Origin of the sequence: Streptomyces sp. NPDC002328 (assembly GCF_042890065.1) — a bacterium.
Lineage (GTDB): Bacteria > Actinomycetota > Actinomycetes > Streptomycetales > Streptomycetaceae > Streptomyces.
Genome location: NZ_JBIARQ010000015.1, coordinates 153,093 through 169,138 on the forward strand (window position 1 = coordinate 153,093; position 16,046 = coordinate 169,138).

Annotated in this window: 9 protein-coding genes; 4 read left to right on the plus strand and 5 right to left on the minus strand. The window is 73.0% G+C overall.

What is annotated here, in order from left to right:
• The first annotated feature begins 163 nt into the window (after positions 1 to 163).
• The 4 genes from ACFYX4_RS30670 (at position 164) to ACFYX4_RS30685 (ending at position 6,987) form a co-directional block, all read left to right on the plus strand.
• Positions 164 to 841, plus strand: coding sequence for a spermidine synthase (locus ACFYX4_RS30670; protein ID WP_389340101.1), 678 nt, complete (start codon positions 164 to 166; stop codon positions 839 to 841).
• A 129-nt stretch (positions 842 to 970) separates the two neighbouring features.
• Complete coding sequence (locus tag ACFYX4_RS30675) at positions 971 to 1,711, plus strand: response regulator transcription factor (RefSeq protein ID WP_389340103.1); 741 nt, start codon at positions 971 to 973, stop codon at positions 1,709 to 1,711.
• The gene (locus ACFYX4_RS30680) at positions 1,708 to 2,811 is read left to right on the plus strand and encodes a sensor histidine kinase (protein ID WP_389340105.1); all 1,104 of its coding nucleotides are present in this window, start codon (positions 1,708 to 1,710) and stop codon (positions 2,809 to 2,811) included. The genes ACFYX4_RS30675 and ACFYX4_RS30680 overlap by 4 nt, the downstream gene beginning before the upstream one ends.
• A gap of 324 nt (positions 2,812 to 3,135) precedes the next feature.
• Positions 3,136 to 6,987: a multifunctional oxoglutarate decarboxylase/oxoglutarate dehydrogenase thiamine pyrophosphate-binding subunit/dihydrolipoyllysine-residue succinyltransferase subunit gene (locus tag ACFYX4_RS30685; protein WP_389340107.1), complete on the plus strand. Its 3,852-nt coding sequence runs from the start codon at positions 3,136 to 3,138 to the stop codon at positions 6,985 to 6,987.
• Positions 6,988 to 7,124: 137 nt separating this feature from the next.
• On the opposite strand, the gene fxsT is transcribed toward ACFYX4_RS30685, so the two are convergent.
• Genes fxsT through ACFYX4_RS30710 form a run of 5 tightly spaced genes read right to left on the minus strand, consistent with a single transcriptional unit; the run spans position 7,125 to position 15,906 of the window.
• Entirely contained in the window at positions 7,125 to 10,100 is a 2,976-nt protein-coding gene (gene fxsT / locus ACFYX4_RS30690) for an FxSxx-COOH system tetratricopeptide repeat protein (RefSeq protein WP_389340109.1), read from the minus strand.
• Positions 10,101 to 10,155: 55 nt separating this feature from the next.
• A complete protein-coding gene (locus tag ACFYX4_RS30695) occupies positions 10,156 to 11,307 on the minus strand; it encodes an FxsB family cyclophane-forming radical SAM/SPASM peptide maturase (protein WP_389340111.1) in 1,152 nt (383 codons plus the stop codon).
• Positions 11,308 to 11,332: 25 nt separating this feature from the next.
• Positions 11,333 to 11,557 (minus strand): hypothetical protein, encoded by a 225-nt coding sequence (locus tag ACFYX4_RS30700; RefSeq protein ID WP_389340113.1) that lies wholly within the window; start codon positions 11,555 to 11,557, stop codon positions 11,333 to 11,335.
• Positions 11,554 to 14,865 (minus strand): SAV_2336 N-terminal domain-related protein, encoded by a 3,312-nt coding sequence (locus ACFYX4_RS30705; RefSeq protein WP_389340115.1) that lies wholly within the window; start codon positions 14,863 to 14,865, stop codon positions 11,554 to 11,556. The genes ACFYX4_RS30700 and ACFYX4_RS30705 overlap by 4 nt, the downstream gene beginning before the upstream one ends.
• Positions 14,866 to 14,871: 6 nt before the next feature.
• Positions 14,872 to 15,906 (minus strand): AAA family ATPase, encoded by a 1,035-nt coding sequence (locus ACFYX4_RS30710; RefSeq protein WP_389340117.1) that lies wholly within the window; start codon positions 15,904 to 15,906, stop codon positions 14,872 to 14,874.
• Positions 15,907 to 16,046 lie beyond the last annotated feature (140 nt).

Here is a 16,046-nt window from a genome sequence, read left to right on the forward strand (position 1 = left end):
CCTCCGTGGTTCCACCATGAGGCGCTCCTTCCGATTCCTCCGTTCCGTTTCACCCTTCGCCGCGCCCGGCATGCCTGTCTGTGACGGACGCCACGGCGCGCCCGATTCACAGCAATCTCCGAGGTTTCCTCCGGCGGGCGCCGGCGGGTGCCACGATGGGCGGATGCGCGTCTCCGACGACTTACCCGAGGTCCTGGACCGCCGCGAGGGCCCCTACGGCGAGGTCGTGCTGCGCCGGCACGGGGAGCTGCTCCAGATCATCGCCAACGGCTGCTTCCTGATGGACACCTCCGACGGCCGCTCGGAGCGGCTGCTCGTCGACGCGGCGCTGGCCGCGCTGGACGGCCGTCCCGCCCCGGAGGTGTTGATCGGCGGCCTGGGCGTCGGCTTCTCGCTCGCGCACGCCGCCGCCGACCCCCGCTGGGGCCGCATCACGGTCGTCGAGCGCGAGCGCGCCGTCGTCGACTGGCATCGCGACGGCCCGCTCGCCGCGATCTCGGGCCCCGCGCTCGCCGACCCGCGCACGGAGATCGTGGAATCGGACCTGCTCGACTACGTCAATGAGACGTACGCCACATTCGACGCGCTGTGCCTCGACATCGACAACGGGCCCGGCTGGACGGTCACCGAGGGCAACGGAGACCTCTACTCCCGGGCCGGACTCACAGGCTGTACACGGGTGTTGAGACCCGGTGGGGTGCTCGCGGTGTGGTCCGCACAACCCTCCACGGAATTCGAGCGAACTCTGAGGAATGCCGGGTTCCAGCAGGTGCGTACCGAAGAGGTGCCGGTTGCCCGGGGAGCGCCCGACATCGTGCATCTCGCCGTTCGACCTGGATAGCAAAGCCGCGACGGCTCCCCGTACGCTGCTGCCCTGACGCAGATCATTCACGCGTCAACCGCAGTCATGCGCAGACAGCAGACAAGGGATCACCCCACGGATCCCGGCACAGCACCCCAGGGGCGGGCGATGGAGCAGACACACACCTCGCACAACGGCACGACGACGGCGACCCCGGGCGCGCAGCGCCGCGTTCTGGTGGTCGAGGACGACCCGACCATCGTCGAGGCCATCGCGGCCCGCCTGCGCGCCGAGGGATTCCTCGTGCAAACGGCCGGCGACGGCCCCTCGGCCGTCGACACCGCCGAGGCCTGGCAGCCCGACCTGCTGATCCTCGACATCATGCTGCCCGGCTTCGACGGTCTGGAGGTCTGCCGCAGAGTGCAGGCGGCCCGCCCGGTGCCGGTGATGATGCTCACCGCGCGCGACGACGAGACCGACATGCTGGTCGGGCTCGGCGTGGGCGCCGACGACTACATGACCAAGCCGTTCTCCATGCGGGAGCTGGCGGCACGCGTGCACGTGCTGCTGCGCCGCGTGGAGCGGGCCGCGATCGCGGCGACCACGCCCCGCTCGGGCATCCTGCGCCTGGGCGAACTGGAGATCGACCACGCGCAGCGCCGGGTGCGGGTGCGCTCGGAGGACGTGCACCTGACGCCCACCGAGTTCGACCTGCTGGTCTGCCTGGCGAACACCCCGCGCGCGGTGCTCTCCCGTGAGCAGCTCCTCGCGGAGGTGTGGGACTGGGCGGACGCCTCCGGCACCCGGACCGTCGACAGCCACATCAAGGCGCTGCGGCGGAAGATCGGCGCGGAGCGGATCCGCACGGTGCACGGCGTGGGCTACGCGCTGGAGACCCCGACGCCATGACCGCCGGGCCGGACGGACCGAGAGGACCCAAGGAGCCCTGGGGCGGAGTGCGCCCGTTCTCGATCAAGACGAAGCTCGGCGCGCTGGTCGTCATCTCGGTGCTGATCACCACCGGACTGATGATGATCGCCATGCGCACCGAGACGGAGCTGCGCTTCATCACGGTCTTCTCGATGATCGCCACACTGCTGATCACGCAGTTCGTGGCGCATTCGCTCACCGCGCCGCTGGACGAGATGAACAAGGTCGCGCGGGCCATCTCGCACGGCGACTACACCCGCCGCGTCAGCGAGAACCGCCGCGACGAGCTGGGCGACCTGGCCCAGACGATCAACGTCATGGCCGATGAGCTGGAGGCCCAGGACAACCAGCGCAAGGAGCTGGTGGCCAACGTCTCCCACGAGCTGCGCACGCCCATCGCGGGACTGCGCGCGGTCCTGGAGAACGTGGTCGACGGCATCGCCGAGGCCGACCCCGAGACGATGCGCACGGCCCTGAAGCAGACGGAGCGGCTCGGCCGGCTGGTGGAGACCCTGCTCGACCTGTCCCGGCTGGACAACGGCGTGGTGCCGCTGCGCAAGCGGCGGTTCGAGGTGTGGCCGTATCTGTCGGGGGTGCTGAAGGAGGCCAACATGGTCGCCTCGGCGCGCGCGACGATGGGCTCGGGCGGCAGCCACACGCGTACGGACGTCCATCTGCACCTGGACGTGACCCCGCCGGAGCTGACCGCGCACGCGGACCCCGAGCGCATCCACCAGGTCGTCGCCAATCTCATCGACAACGCGGTCAAGCACAGTCCGCCGCACGGCCGGGTGACGGTCAAGGCGCGCAGGGGCCGGCTGCCGGAGTCGCTGGAGCTGGAGGTGCTGGACGAGGGCCCCGGCATACCGCGCTCCGAGTGGCACCGCGTCTTCGAGCGGTTCAACCGCGGGGCCGTCCGCCGGCCGCACGGGCCGGGCAGCGACGGAGGCACGGGGCTGGGCCTGGCGATCGCCCGCTGGGCGGTCGATCTGCACGGGGGCCGGATCGGAGTGGCCGAATCCGAGCGTGGCTGCCGGATTCTTATCACTCTTCCGGGAGAGCCATCCGTGCCAAGTTGACGTAAAGTGCGAACCGGAGCCACAAGATCCACGGGCGTCCCCGCCGGCCGACGGCAGGTGGACACGTGTGATCAGGCGGCGCGCCGGCGCAGGTCGGCGCGGGTGCCCCCGCGGTCCGCACGCTCGGCGTGCGCGACCTGAATCAAACGTTTCCTTTTGCAGCGCAACTGCGCTTGTTTCCCGCCGTTTCAACCCCCGAAACGCGCTTGAAGATGTGACTTACGCGACGATGCGGCAGCCCGGCCTGACCTTCACCCGCTGGGAGGCGTAGCCTTTATTCCCGCTGTCCATCACCTTGTGAAGCGGAAGAGGGCGGTTGCCGCCGTGTCGCCACAGTCCCCCAGTAACTCGAGCATCTCGACCGACGCAGACCAAGCGGGCAAGAACCCCGCTGCGGCGTTCGGTCCGAACGAGTGGCTCGTCGACGAGATCTATCAGCAGTACCTCCAGGACCCGAATTCGGTAGACCGTGCCTGGTGGGACTTCTTCGCCGACTACAAGCCGGGGGCCGCCAGCTCTCCGGCTCCGGCGGGTACTGCGGCCGCGGGGGCCGCAGGGACCACCACCACGCCCCCGGCCCAGGCCCAGGCTCCCGCCGCCCCGGCTCCCGCGCCGGCCCCGGCCGCCGCGAAGCCCGCGGCCGCCGCCCCGGCGCAGGCCGCTCCGGCCGCCGCCGCTCCGGCCGCCGCCGCTCCGGCGAAGGCCGCCCCGGCGCCCGCGAAGGCCGCCCCGGCCGCGCCCGCCGCTCCGGCGGCCGCCAAGCCCGCCGCGAAGGCCGCTCCCGCCGCCGGTTCCGCCGGCGCCCCCGAGGGGCCGGAGTACGTGACGCTGCGCGGCCCGTCCGCCGCGGTCGCCAAGAACATGAACGCCTCCCTGGAGCTGCCCACGGCCACGTCCGTGCGCGCGGTCCCGGTGAAGCTGCTGTTCGACAACCGCATCGTCATCAACAACCACCTGAAGCGCGCCCGGGGCGGGAAGATCTCCTTCACGCACCTGATCGGCTTCGCGATGGTGCAGGCCATCAAGGCCATGCCGTCGATGAACTGGCACTACGCGGAGAAGGACGGGAAGCCCACCCTCGTCAAGCCGCCGCACGTCAACTTCGGCCTCGCCATCGACCTGGTGAAGCCCAACGGCGACCGTCAGCTGGTCGTCGCGGGCATCAAGAAGGCCGAGACGCTGAACTTCTTCGAGTTCTGGCAGGCCTACGAGGACATCGTCCGCCGCGCCCGCGACGGCAAGCTGACGATGGACGACTTCACCGGCGTCACGGTCTCCCTGACCAACCCCGGCGGCCTCGGCACCGTCCACTCCGTGCCGCGTCTGATGCCCGGCCAGTCGGTCATCATGGGCGTCGGCTCGATGGACTACCCGGCCGAGTTCCAGGGCACCAGCCAGGACACCCTGAACAAGCTCGGCATCGCGAAGGTCATGACGCTCACGTCGACCTACGACCACCGGGTCATCCAGGGCGCCGCTTCCGGCGAGTTCCTCCGCGTCGTCGCCAACTCCCTCCTCGGGGAGAACGGCTTCTACGACGAGATCTTCGAGGCGCTGCGCATCCCCTACGAGCCGGTCCGCTGGCTCAAGGACATCGACGCCAGCCACGACGACGACGTCACCAAGGCCGCCCGCGTCTTCGAGCTGATCCACTCCTACCGGGTCCGCGGCCACGTCATGGCCGACACCGACCCGCTGGAGTACCGCCAGCGCAAGCACCCCGACCTGGACATCACCGAGCACGGGCTCACCCTGTGGGACCTGGAGCGCGAGTTCGCGGTAGGCGGCTTCGCGGGCAAGTCCCTGATGAAGCTCCGCGACATCCTCGGCGTCCTGCGTGACTCGTACTGCCGTACGACCGGCGTCGAGTTCATGCACATCCAGGACCCGAAGCAGCGCCGCTGGATCCAGGACCGCATCGAGCGCGCGCACAGCAAGCCGGAGCGTGAGGAGCAGCTGCGCATCCTGCGCCGCCTGAACGCGGCGGAGGCCTTCGAGACCTTCCTCCAGACGAAGTACGTCGGCCAGAAGCGCTTCTCCCTGGAGGGCGGCGAGTCCGTCATCCCGCTGCTGGACGCGGTCCTCGACTCGGCGGCGGAGTCCCGTCTCGACGAGGTCGTCATCGGCATGGCCCACCGCGGCCGGCTCAACGTCCTCGCCAACATCGTCGGCAAGTCGTACGCGCAGATCTTCCGGGAGTTCGAGGGCAACCTCGACCCGAAGTCGATGCACGGCTCCGGCGACGTGAAGTACCACCTGGGCGCCGAGGGCACGTTCACAGGCCTCGACGGCGAGCAGATCAAGGTCTCCCTGGTCGCGAACCCCTCGCACCTGGAGGCGGTGGACCCGGTCCTGGAGGGCGTCGCCCGCGCCAAGCAGGACATCATCAACAAGGGCGGCACGGACTTCACCGTCCTGCCGGTGGCCCTCCACGGCGACGCGGCCTTCGCGGGCCAGGGCGTGGTGGCCGAGACCCTGAACATGTCGCAGCTGCGCGGCTACCGCACCGGCGGCACGGTCCACATCGTCATCAACAACCAGGTCGGCTTCACCGCGGCCCCCGAGTCCTCGCGCTCCTCGATGTACGCGACGGACGTGGCCCGCATGATCGAGGCCCCGATCTTCCACGTGAACGGCGACGACCCCGAGGCCGTCGTGCGCGTCGCGCGGCTCGCCTTCGAGTTCCGCCAGGCGTTCAACAAGGACGTGGTGATCGACCTCATCTGCTACCGCCGCCGCGGTCACAACGAGTCGGACAACCCGGCCTTCACCCAGCCGCTGATGTACGACCTGATCGACAAGAAGCGCTCGGTGCGCAAGCTGTACACCGAGTCCCTCATCGGTCGCGGCGACATCACCCTGGAAGAGGCCGAGCAGGCCCTCCAGGACTACCAGGGCCAGCTGGAGAAGGTCTTCACCGAGGTCCGCGAGGCCACCGCGCAGCCGGCCGCCGGCGGCTCCAGCGACGGGCAGGACAACTTCCCGGTCGCGGTGAGCACCGCCGTCTCCGCCGAGGTCGTCAAGCGGATCGCCGAGTCCCAGGTCAACATCCCCGACCACATCACCGCGCACCCGCGGCTGCTGCCGCAGCTCCAGCGCCGCGCGGCCATGGTCGAGGACGGCACCATCGACTGGGGCATGGGCGAGACCCTAGCGGTCGGCTCGCTGCTGCTGGAGGGCGTCCCGGTCCGCCTGGCCGGCCAGGACTCCCAGCGCGGCACCTTCGGCCAGCGCCACGCGGTCATCATCGACCGTGAGAACGGCGAGGAGTTCACGCCGCTGATGTACCTCTCCGAGGACCAGGCGCGGCTGAACGTCTACAACTCGCTGCTCTCCGAGTACGCGGCGATGGGCTTCGAGTACGGCTACTCGCTGGCCCGCCCCGACGCGCTCGTCCTGTGGGAGGCGCAGTTCGGCGACTTCGTCAACGGCGCGCAGACGGTCGTCGACGAGTTCATCTCCTCGGCGGAGCAGAAGTGGGGCCAGACGTCCGGCGTCACCCTGCTCCTGCCGCACGGCTACGAGGGCCAGGGCCCGGACCACTCGTCCGCCCGCCCGGAGCGCTTCCTCCAGATGTGCGCGCAGAACAACATGACGGTCGCGATGCCGACCCTGCCGTCGAACTACTTCCACCTCCTGCGGTGGCAGGTGCACAACCCGCACCACAAGCCGCTGGTCGTCTTCACCCCGAAGTCGATGCTGCGTCTGAAGGCCGCCGCGTCGAAGGCGGAGGAGTTCACCACGGGCCAGTTCCGCCCGGTCATCGGCGACGCGTCGGTGGACCCGGCCGCGGTCCGCAAGGTCGTCTTCTGCGCCGGCAAGGTCTACTACGACCTCGAGGCCGAGCGGCAGAAGCGCGGCACGACGGACGTGGCGATCATCCGCATCGAGCGGCTGTACCCGCTGCCGGGCGCCGAGCTCCAGGCGGAGATCGCCAAGTACCCGAACGCCGAGAAGTACCTGTGGGCCCAGGAGGAGCCGGCCAATCAGGGCGCCTGGCCGTTCATCGCCCTGAACCTGATCGACCACCTGGACCTGGCCGTCGGCGCGGACGTCCCGCACGGTGAGCGCCTGCGCCGCATCTCGCGCCCGCACGGCTCGTCCCCGGCGGTCGGCTCGGCCAAGCGGCACCAGGCGGAGCAGGAGCAGCTGGTGCGGGAGGTGTTCGAGGCGTAAGGCCTCGCCGCCCGCGCAGTGAAGGCGGAAGGCCCGCCCCGGTTCGTCCGGGGCGGGCCTTCCGCCTTGTGCGTCCCGGTATCCGCGTCCCGGTATCCGCGTCCCGGTCTCCGCCCCCGGCCGCCGCGGCCGTGTCGTCAGATCGGCTGCGGTTCGAAGTCCCAGTAGGGCCGCCGTCCCTCGAACAGGGGGCGCACCTGCCGGTGCTCCTCGAAGAAGCGCTCGGTCAGCGGGCCCACCGCCTCCCGGCGCACGGCCTCCGCGTCCTCCTCCCGGCCGCAGGCCGCCAGGTCCTGGGCCAGTCCGGCCGCGACGTTCAGGGTGAGGACATGGGTCGGCCCGACCGCCGCGCGGGCCCGCGCCAGGGCGTCCTCGCCCAGTGCCACCGCACGTTCCAGCTCCCCGGTGCGGGCGAGAGCCGTCGCGGTGTTCATCGCGCAGCCCACGGACCACAGGTGGGCGGTGCCGAGGACGCGCTCCATCGCCGCCCGCGCGGACTCCGCCCGGGGCCGGGCCCCCGTGACGTCTCCCTGATCTCCCTGGATGAGGGCGCAGTCGTCGCGTGTGCCGGCCACATAAGGGTGGTCGTCGCCCAGGAGGCTCGTGTACTCGGCGTGGGCGGACTCGGCGAGTTCGCGGGCTTCGTCGAGTTCGCCGATGTCCCGCAGGAGCATCGCGTAGTCCGTGCTCATCATCAGGGTCTCGGGGTGCCGGGGCCCGTGCCGGCGCAGCATGCGGTCGCGGGCCACGCGCATCAGGGCCCGCGCCCGCTGGTGAGATCCCTGCCGGCGCAGGCACAGCGCGAGGTTGTGCTGGGCGATCAGGGTCTGGCCGTGGTTGCGCCCCAGGGCGTCGGCGTGCAGGCGGTGGTTGTGCTCCTGGACGTCCAGGGCCTCGCCGTACCGGCCCAGCAGCCGGAGCGTCCAGGCGGTGTTGAGGCCGGCGAGCAGGGTCGCCGGATCGCGTCCGCCGCCGAGGGCGATGTACGCCTCCAGAACGGTCCGGTGCAGGCGCAGCGAATCGTCGTAGCGGCCCAGCAGCCGCAGGACGATGGCGAGGTTGCCGCGGATGTCGAGCGTGCGCGGCACCTCCAGGTCGCCGAGGTCGGCCGCGGCCTGCCGCTCGGCCTCCTCGTAGAGCCGGCGGGCCTCCTCGAACCTGCCGAGGGCCATCAGGGTGCCGCCGAGGCCGTTCTTCGCCCGCAGCACCTGGATCGGGCTGCGTTCCGGGTCGGCCGTGATCCGGGCCAGGACGTCGCGGCCGATGTGCTCCGCCCGCCGGTAGTCGCCGAGGCGCCGCTCCATGTTGGCGAGCTGGTGCTCGGCGCGCAGCACGGCGGGGTCGGTGCCGGTGCCGAGGGTGGTCCAGGCGGCGACCGCCGACGCGCTGAGCTGCCGTCCCGCCTTGTACTCGCCGCGGACGCGCAGGTATTCCACGCAGTTGAGCACCAGGGCCCGTACGTCCGCGTCGCCGGAGTTCAGCGCGTTCGTCGGTTCCAGGTGCGGGATGATCTCGGCGTACCGGGGCCAGTGGATGGCCTGGCCGGGGCTGCGCGGGTCGGCGGCGACGAGGACGCGGCGGGCGGTGCCGGCCGCTTGGCGGGCCTCGTCGGCGCTGAGGTGACCGCGCACGAAGCGGTGGAACAGGCGGTGCATCCGCAGCGTTCCGACGGTCTGGATGTCCATCGGCCCCTGCTCGTACTCGACGCGCATCGAGGCCGCCTCGGACAGCACCCGCAGGGCCGCGTTCCAGCTGCTCGGTTCGGTGACCTGGGAGACCAGGTGGTCGGGGAGGTCGACGGCGCGGGCCGACTGGACCAGGTTCAGGGGGATCAGGTCGGGTGAGAAGAAGACGAACAGCGACAGCAGTTCGTAGGCGTTGGGGTGTTTCTCCCGCAGCGTGTTGACGGTCTGGGCCCAGGCGGCCTGGAAGGCCTGGCGGTACTCGTCGGAGGAGACGACGGGCACGACGTGCGGGTCGCCCTCGCGCAGCCGGTCGATGTACGTGTCGATGTCCGCGGCCTCGTTGAGCTCGAGCCAGGCCGCGGTCTGGTCCATGAGGAGCGGGTGGTCCTGGACCGCGGCGGCGAGGCGGGCGGCGCTGTCGTGCGTGAGCCGGCCGGTGCGTCGGCACGCGAAGTCGACGGACTCCTCCCGCTGGAAGGGCGGCACGTCGATCACCGGCCGCACCCAGCCCTGCCACTCCCTGCGCGAGGTGGTGACCAGCACATGGCCGGGCCCCTCGGGCAGCAGCCGCTCGATGTCCTCGGGCTCCTCCGCTCCGTCGAGGACGACGAGCCAGCGGGCGCGGTCGCGCAGGGCTCGCTTGGCCGCCTCGATCCGGCCGCGCAGGGCGTCGCCGATGTCGGGCTCGACGCCCAGGCGGTCGGCGAGCCGCGCGAAGTCCTCCCGGGCCCGGCTGCGCACCGCCGCGCGGACCCACCACACGACGTCGTACTCGCCCTTGTAGCGGTGGGCGTACTCGGTCGCCGTCTGGGTCTTGCCGATGCCGCCAGGTCCGCAGAGCGCGATGCGGGTGCCTTCGCCGCCGTCGGTGAACGCCTGGTGGATGCTCTCCAGGAGGCGTTCGCGGCCGGTGAAGTCCCGGTTGTGGCGGGGGGCGTTGTCTATGTCCGGCCGGTCCTCCGGGAAGCGCGGTCCGCGGTTGCGGTCGAGGCTGACCGGGCCGCCGGAGCGCGGGGCGATGTCCAGCGCTTCGAGCAGCACCGAGGAGGCCCGTTCGGCCTCGAAGCCGCGCAGCGGCAGCACGGGGCCGAGGTGTTCGGCGGCGGGCGGCAGGGTGGCGGCGGTGATGGACACGGCGGCGACGCGGTGCCCTTCCCCGGGCATGACCTCGGCCAGCACGTCGGCCCAGCGCTGCCGGCGGGCGTCGTCGAAGCGCACGAACCAGTCGTCGATGAGGAGCAGCAGCTTGCCGGGCTTGTCCAGCAGCCGGGTCAGCCGGCCGGCGTCCGGCTCGGTGTGCAGGGGATCCCAGCGGACCGCCACCGGCGTCGCGCCGGCGTGCGCGAGCCGGTGCTCCATCCAGGTGGCCCAGGACCAGGACTGTCCCGCGTAGACGATCGTGACTCGCTGAGGGGACGGGGGTGGCATGCCGGGGTCTCCTTCTGACGTACCCGATAGCTACGTCCGTGTGGGCAACTCCACGTTAAACCAGACTCCTTGGCGACACGGAGAGCTGCTCGCCCATACGTTCCGCGGCGTGGCGGATGATGTGTTCCAGGTCGGGACAGTGCACGCTCGGGTGGCGGAAGTGGCCCGAGGGAGGGGCGTAGCGGTGGGCGTGGCTCCCGCCGCCGCACACCCTGACGACCGGACAGGCGCGGCAGTCCTCGCCCAGCGCCGCCGCACCGGCCCGCAGCGCCGCGATCCGGGGATGGCGCAGCGCGTCGTCGAACGAGTCGCGGAAGACGTCGAGGCCGAGGGCGGGCGCTCCCGCGAAGGCGGTCTTCAGCGAGTCGATCCGTTCGATGCCGCCGTCGGTCTCGACGACGACGGCGGTCATCGGGGACAGGCCGACGGCGTCCGAGCGGGACGAGCCGCCGAGGAGCAGCGCCATGATGTCGGTGAACAGCCGCACCCGCGGCCGGTCCGGGGCGTGGTCGGCCCACCACAGGTCGAAGGCCGTGGCCAGCCAGTCCCCGTAGGGCGTGGGGGCGGGGCGGTGGCGTCCCGGCGTGCGGTCGCCCCAGTTGCGGTGCGGCAGCAGGAAGTCCAGGGAGGGCGGGGCCAGGGCGCGCAGGGAGGTGTAGACGTCGGTGGGGTCGGTGGCGGGATCGACGGTGCACAAGATGCCGGCGTACGCGTCCGGGCGGCGCTCCGCGAGGAGACGGGCGGCGGCGCGGGCGGCGGGCCAGGAGGGGCGTCCGGCGTGGTCGACGCGGCGTGCGTTGAGGCGCGCGGTGCCGCCGTCGAGGCTGAGGCCGATCCGCACGCCGGCGTCCGCGAGCCGGTCGAGGACGGGGGCGGTGAGGAGGGTGCCGTTGGTCTGGACGGTGACCGTGACCTCGGTGCCGTCCGGGGCGGCCGTGCGCACCAGGTCCGCGTAGGCGAGGGCGGTCTCGGGTCCCGTCAGGAGCGGTTCGCCGCCGTGCAGGTCGACGCGTACGGCCCGGAGGGCGTGGGTCCGGGCGTGCTCGGCGACGCGGTGGGCCGTCCGCCGCATGGTGCGTTCGGCGACCCGGTGCGGCCGGTCGCGCCAACTGCGGTCCGGGGAGCGGTAGATGTAGCAGTACGTGCAGGCGAGGTTGCAGCGGCTGTGCACTTTGAGGACGAACTGACGGAACCCGTCGGCGGTCACGGCGCACCCCCCACGGCGCCCCCGGTCACGGCGCGCCCCCGGTCACGGCGCGGCCCCCGGTGGGGCCGGGCGGCGGCGGGCCGGGTGGTGCGGGGTCGGGCGAGTCGGCGTAGTAGGCGGCCGGCGGTTCGGCGGACTCCTCCCGCTCGCGCAGTTCCGCCAGTACCGCGGCGAGAACGGGGTGGCTGGTGCCGGCGGGGCGTTCGAAGACGGGCAGGGGTATGTCGGCCGGGCCGGCGGGAGCGGTCATGCGTCGCCCTCGGTGGCCGCCCGGAGGGAGCCGAGCGCGTCGCGGACCTGCCGCGCCTCGTCCGCGTCGCCGAGTCCCGCCTCGCCGAGGAGGCGCAGCGCCGCCTCATACTCCTCGGCGGCGCGCGCCGGGGCGGATGCCCTGGCCAGGACCTGGCCCCGCAGCACGCGGGCGCGTGCCTCGGCGTGGGGCTGCCCCTGCTCCGCGTAGAGCCGGGCGGACCGCAGCAGGTGATCGGCGGCCCGGTCCCAGGCCGATGCCCGGGAGGTGTGCTCGGCGAGCCGGGCCACCGCCTGGGCGCGCACCTGCCAGGCGCGCGCCGCGAGCAGGTCGTCGTCCGTCTCGCGGGCCGCGGTGCCCAGTATCCAGTCGGCCTCGTGGAGGTCGGCGAGGCCCTCCTGGGCCAGATACCGGTGCAGGAGGGCCTCGCCGAGCTCCACCCGGTAGCGGGGCAGCTCGGGGTCGTGCTCGGACACCTCGTCGACGGCCGTCCGCAGGACGCGCACGGCGTCGTTCCACTCGGCCGACCGCGTCAGCGCCAGGCCGAGCCGGTGCAGCAGCCGGGGGCGGGCCGGATCGTCGCGGTTCACGGCCGCGGTGGCGCGCCACCAGGAGCGGACGGCGGCCTCCAGGTCGCCGGCGTCCCCGGTGACCTCGTAGGTGGTGAGGTGGGCCTCGCCGAGCCGGTCCAGGCACACCGCTCGCAGGTGCTCGTCGTGACCGGCGTACTCCAGGGCCTCGTCGAGGGCGTCGACGATCCGCCGCCGGGCGGGGAGGTCGTGGGCCGCCGACCGGGTGAGGTCGAGCGCGGCGGCCGTGTCCAGGCAGATCCTGGCGAGCTCGGCGGCGCGCGCCCCCTCTGCGGCGCACAGCGGCAGCGCCTCGCGCAAGCCGACTTCCGCCAACTCGGCTGCGCGGTAAGCCAGTTCGCGCCGCGTGCTGTCGGGTTCCCAGCGCAGGGCGCCGCGGCCCGAGCCGTGCCGGGCCAGGGCGAGCAGCACGCGCGCCTCGAAGAGCCTGGCGCCGGCCCGCTCGTCGCGCAGCCGGTGCTGTGTGGCCAGACCGGCCGCCAGGGCGAAGCGCTGGGCGGCCCACTCCCCCGGCGGCTCGTCGGCCGGGCCGAGCACTGCCGCTCCGGCGCGGGTCACCAGGGACGCCGCGTGCAGCACCGCCGTGGCCCGCAGTTCGATGCCCCGGGTCACGAGCGACGGCTCGGCGGTCGGCGGGATCTCCTCCAGCCGCCGCCGCACCTCCTCGTAGGCGAGCAGGGCCAGCCGCTCCGGGCCGGCCTGCGGTTCGCCCAGGTCGCGGTCGAGGGACGGCGGCCGGGTGGGCGCCGCCGCGCCCGCGGTCTCCAGGCCGGCCGCGAGGTGCAGCAGGATCCTCGCCTCCGTGATCAGTTCGGCCGGGGCGCTCTCGCGGTGGCGGGGCAGCGCCTCGTACGCCTCCCTGAGGTTGTCGGCCGCGCCGGCCACCAGCCAGCGGTCCAGCAGCGCCCCGGCGAGCCGGCCGCGCAGCGCCCGCCGGTCCGCCTGCCGGCGTTCCACCTCCAGTGCGCGGCGCAGCAGGACGATGCCCTCGTCGAGGTCGCGTGCGCTCTTCTGGGCGGCGTACCGGGTGAGCAGGACGTGCGCGCGGGAGGCGAGTTCCGCCGGGCCCGCGCCGGGCGGGGCCACGGGGACCCGCCCGTAGCGGGCGAGCACCTGTGAGGTGACCCTGGCGAAGGCGCGCAGCAGGTGGTCGTCGGCGCCGTCCTCCCCGACGGGGTGCGCGGCGGGCGCTCCGGAGAGGTAGGCGGCGGCCAGTGCGGGGAAGTTCCGCGCGGACCGGCCGTAGTGCTGTTCGACGTAGTAGGAGCTGTGCTTGAGCACCAGGCGGGCCTCGCCGCCGGGCAGATGGCGCAGGAGTTCCTCCCGCACCCCTTCGATGAACTCGTACCCTCCTTCGGCGACCGCCTCGTCGCGTTTCATCAGTCCGCCGAGCAGGACCTCCGCCATCGCCTCGGGGCCGCTGCCGGGAAGCATGGCCCGTTGCACCAACTGCATCACGGGCAGCACGAGGGGGACCGTGGCCAGGTATTCGCCGAGTTGCCGCGCGTCCTGCGAGGCGCTCCGGCGGAAGGCCCTGACCCGGTCGCGGGCACTGATCTCCCGTTCGGCGAGCGGACGCGCGACGGCCGCCGGATGGTCGGCGCGGGCCCAGGCCGCGGAGGCGGACAGCCGCTGCGCGGTCGCGTCGCACACCAGGCGGACCCAGGTGCCGACGGAGGCGGGGCGCAGGGCGAGAACGGGGACCGGCAGGGCCCTGCCGGAGGGGCGTACGCCCCGTTCGGACCGGAACTCCAGGCCGCCCGCCGGGCCTTCGCCGCGGCGCAGCTCGCCCGGGAACGCCGGCAGATGGGTGCCGCGCCACATGCGCTGGGGCAGTGGCTGGATCACCGCGACCGGGGCGCAGGTGGCCCAGGCGTACAGCAGTCGCTGCATCCGGCCCGCCCGCCACAGCGGCCCGGCGCAGTCGCTGAGCACCAGGGTGAGCTGGCGGCCGCTCGGGTCGCGCAGCAGCCGGGGGCCGTCGGCGGGTGCGGCGGGGTCGGGCGAGGTCGTCACCCTGACGTCGTCGCCGCCCCCCTCGTGCACGTAGTGCGTCTGGATCTCCCGGAAGGCGCCCGCGCGTTCGCACACCTGGAGCAGTTCGGTGAAGGTGTCCCGCCACACCACGGCCGACGAGGAGACGTCCATGACGAGTTGGAGGCGCGCCTCGCGTCGGTGCTCGCGCGACGCCACCGGCACGACCAGGCCCGTGTCGGCCGCCCGCTGCGCCGTCGCCTCCTCGTCCAGCACGGTGAACGCGGGCCGCGAGGGCGGCCGGTAGCGGTCGAGGGGCCTCAACGCGCGTTGCAGGGCGAGCGGATCGGGCAGTACGGAGGCGGAGGGCACCTTGGTCTCCACGACCGCGCCCGCACCGGCGGCCGTGCCCTCGGTGGCCGCGCCGCCGCCCGCGGTCCGTGACCGGCGTTCGACGCCGCCGGTCCGGTGTCGCTGCGGGACGGCCAGGGAGGCGGTCGGGGCCGGCCCGACGGGACGCGTCGCGGCCGGCCACGGCGACGAGGGCTCGTCAGCCGCGTCGGTCGTGTCCGCCGCGTCGGCCGCGTCGGCCGCGTCGGCCGGGAACGGCTCCCCCGGTGCGTGCGGTGTTCCGGGGAGGTGACGGGCGAGCCAGAGCGCGTCCGCGAGTTCCTCGGCGTCCGGGGTCAACTGGGCCTCGCGCAGCCGACGGGCCAGCGACTCCAACGATGCGGCGACGGTCACCGCGGGTCACCGCTGCCCCGAGTCGGGCGAGCCCATCAACAGCCGGGCGAGCTCCGCACGGCCGGGGCTGTCCGGGGGCGCGACCTGCTGGGTCAGGAAGATCGCGTTGAGCAACTGGTCGGTCGGGCGCGCCGTTCCCGCTCCGTCGGTCGTGAACAGCTCGACGAGGTCCCGGTGTTCCTGGTCCGCGCCGTCCCCGAAGTGCGCCTGCACCATGGCGGCGAGCCGGTCGCCGCGCGGCGGGTCGAGATGGAGGTGGATGCAGCGACGCAACAGGGGGGCCGGGAACTCGCGTTCGCCGTTGCTCGTCATCACGATCACGGGGAAGGCGCGGCAACGGACCCGGCCGCCGGCGACGGGCGCCCGCAGTCCGTCGTCGGTGAGGACGCCCACGGTCCGGCCGCCCGGCCGGTCGGCGATGCGCTCCAGCTCGGGGATGCCGAACTCGCCCTCCTCCACCACGTTGAGCAGGTCGTTCGGCAGGTCGATGTCGCTCTTGTCGAGTTCGTCGATCAGCAGGACACGCGGCCGTTCCAGCGGCAGGAGCGCCGTGCCCAGCGGGCCGAGGCGGATGTACCGGCCGATCGACAGGTCGCGGCCGTGGGACTGCTCGGTGTCCTGGGTCCCGGCGCGGTCGAGCTGCGCGTCCTGGAGCCGGCCGATCGCGTCGTACGTGTACAGGCCCGACTTGAGTTCCGTGCGGCTGACGACGGGCCATTGCAGCACCCGGCCGAGCTGGAGTTCATGGGCGAGGGCGTGGGCCAGGGTGCTCTTCCCCGAGCCGGGTTCGCCGGTGACCAGCAGGGGACGCCTCAAGTACAGGGCGGCGTTGATGAGTTCGATGGCACGGGGGTCCTGGATGGGCAGGGGCGGCCTGTCGCCCAGCCGGCGCGACGAGGCACTGTCGATGTCCGGCACCCGGTACTCGTCCTCGCCCAGTGGCACGCCGTCGAAGCGGCGCCAGCGCGGAGGCGGCGGCAGTAACTCCACACGCGCCCGGTCGGGGGCGCCCGTTCCCCGATAGATCGGCCACTCGCTCATGACTTGCCTTTCGTCGACGATCGATGGCACGGCACGTCACGGCCGGGGCGAGCGGCGCCCACAACGGGCCCCTGAAAACGTACCCTCCGGCGGCGATCCGCCGGGCGGTTTCCGGCCAGCCGCTCTGCGGTGTCGTCCTG

Excerpts from the sequence above, each read along its gene's own strand:
- ACFYX4_RS30670 (WP_389340101.1), top strand. The coding sequence starts at position 164 with ATGCGCGTCTCCGACGACTTACCCGAGGTCCTGGACCGCCGCGAGGGC.
- fxsT (WP_389340109.1), bottom strand. The coding sequence starts at position 10,100 with ATGCCACCCCCGTCCCCTCAGCGAGTCACGATCGTCTACGCGGGACAG.
- ACFYX4_RS30710 (WP_389340117.1), bottom strand. The coding sequence starts at position 15,906 with ATGAGCGAGTGGCCGATCTATCGGGGAACGGGCGCCCCCGACCGGGCG.
- ACFYX4_RS30700 (WP_389340113.1), bottom strand. The coding sequence starts at position 11,557 with ATGACCGCTCCCGCCGGCCCGGCCGACATACCCCTGCCCGTCTTCGAA.
- ACFYX4_RS30675 (WP_389340103.1), top strand. The coding sequence starts at position 971 with ATGGAGCAGACACACACCTCGCACAACGGCACGACGACGGCGACCCCG.
- ACFYX4_RS30680 (WP_389340105.1), top strand. The coding sequence starts at position 1,708 with ATGACCGCCGGGCCGGACGGACCGAGAGGACCCAAGGAGCCCTGGGGC.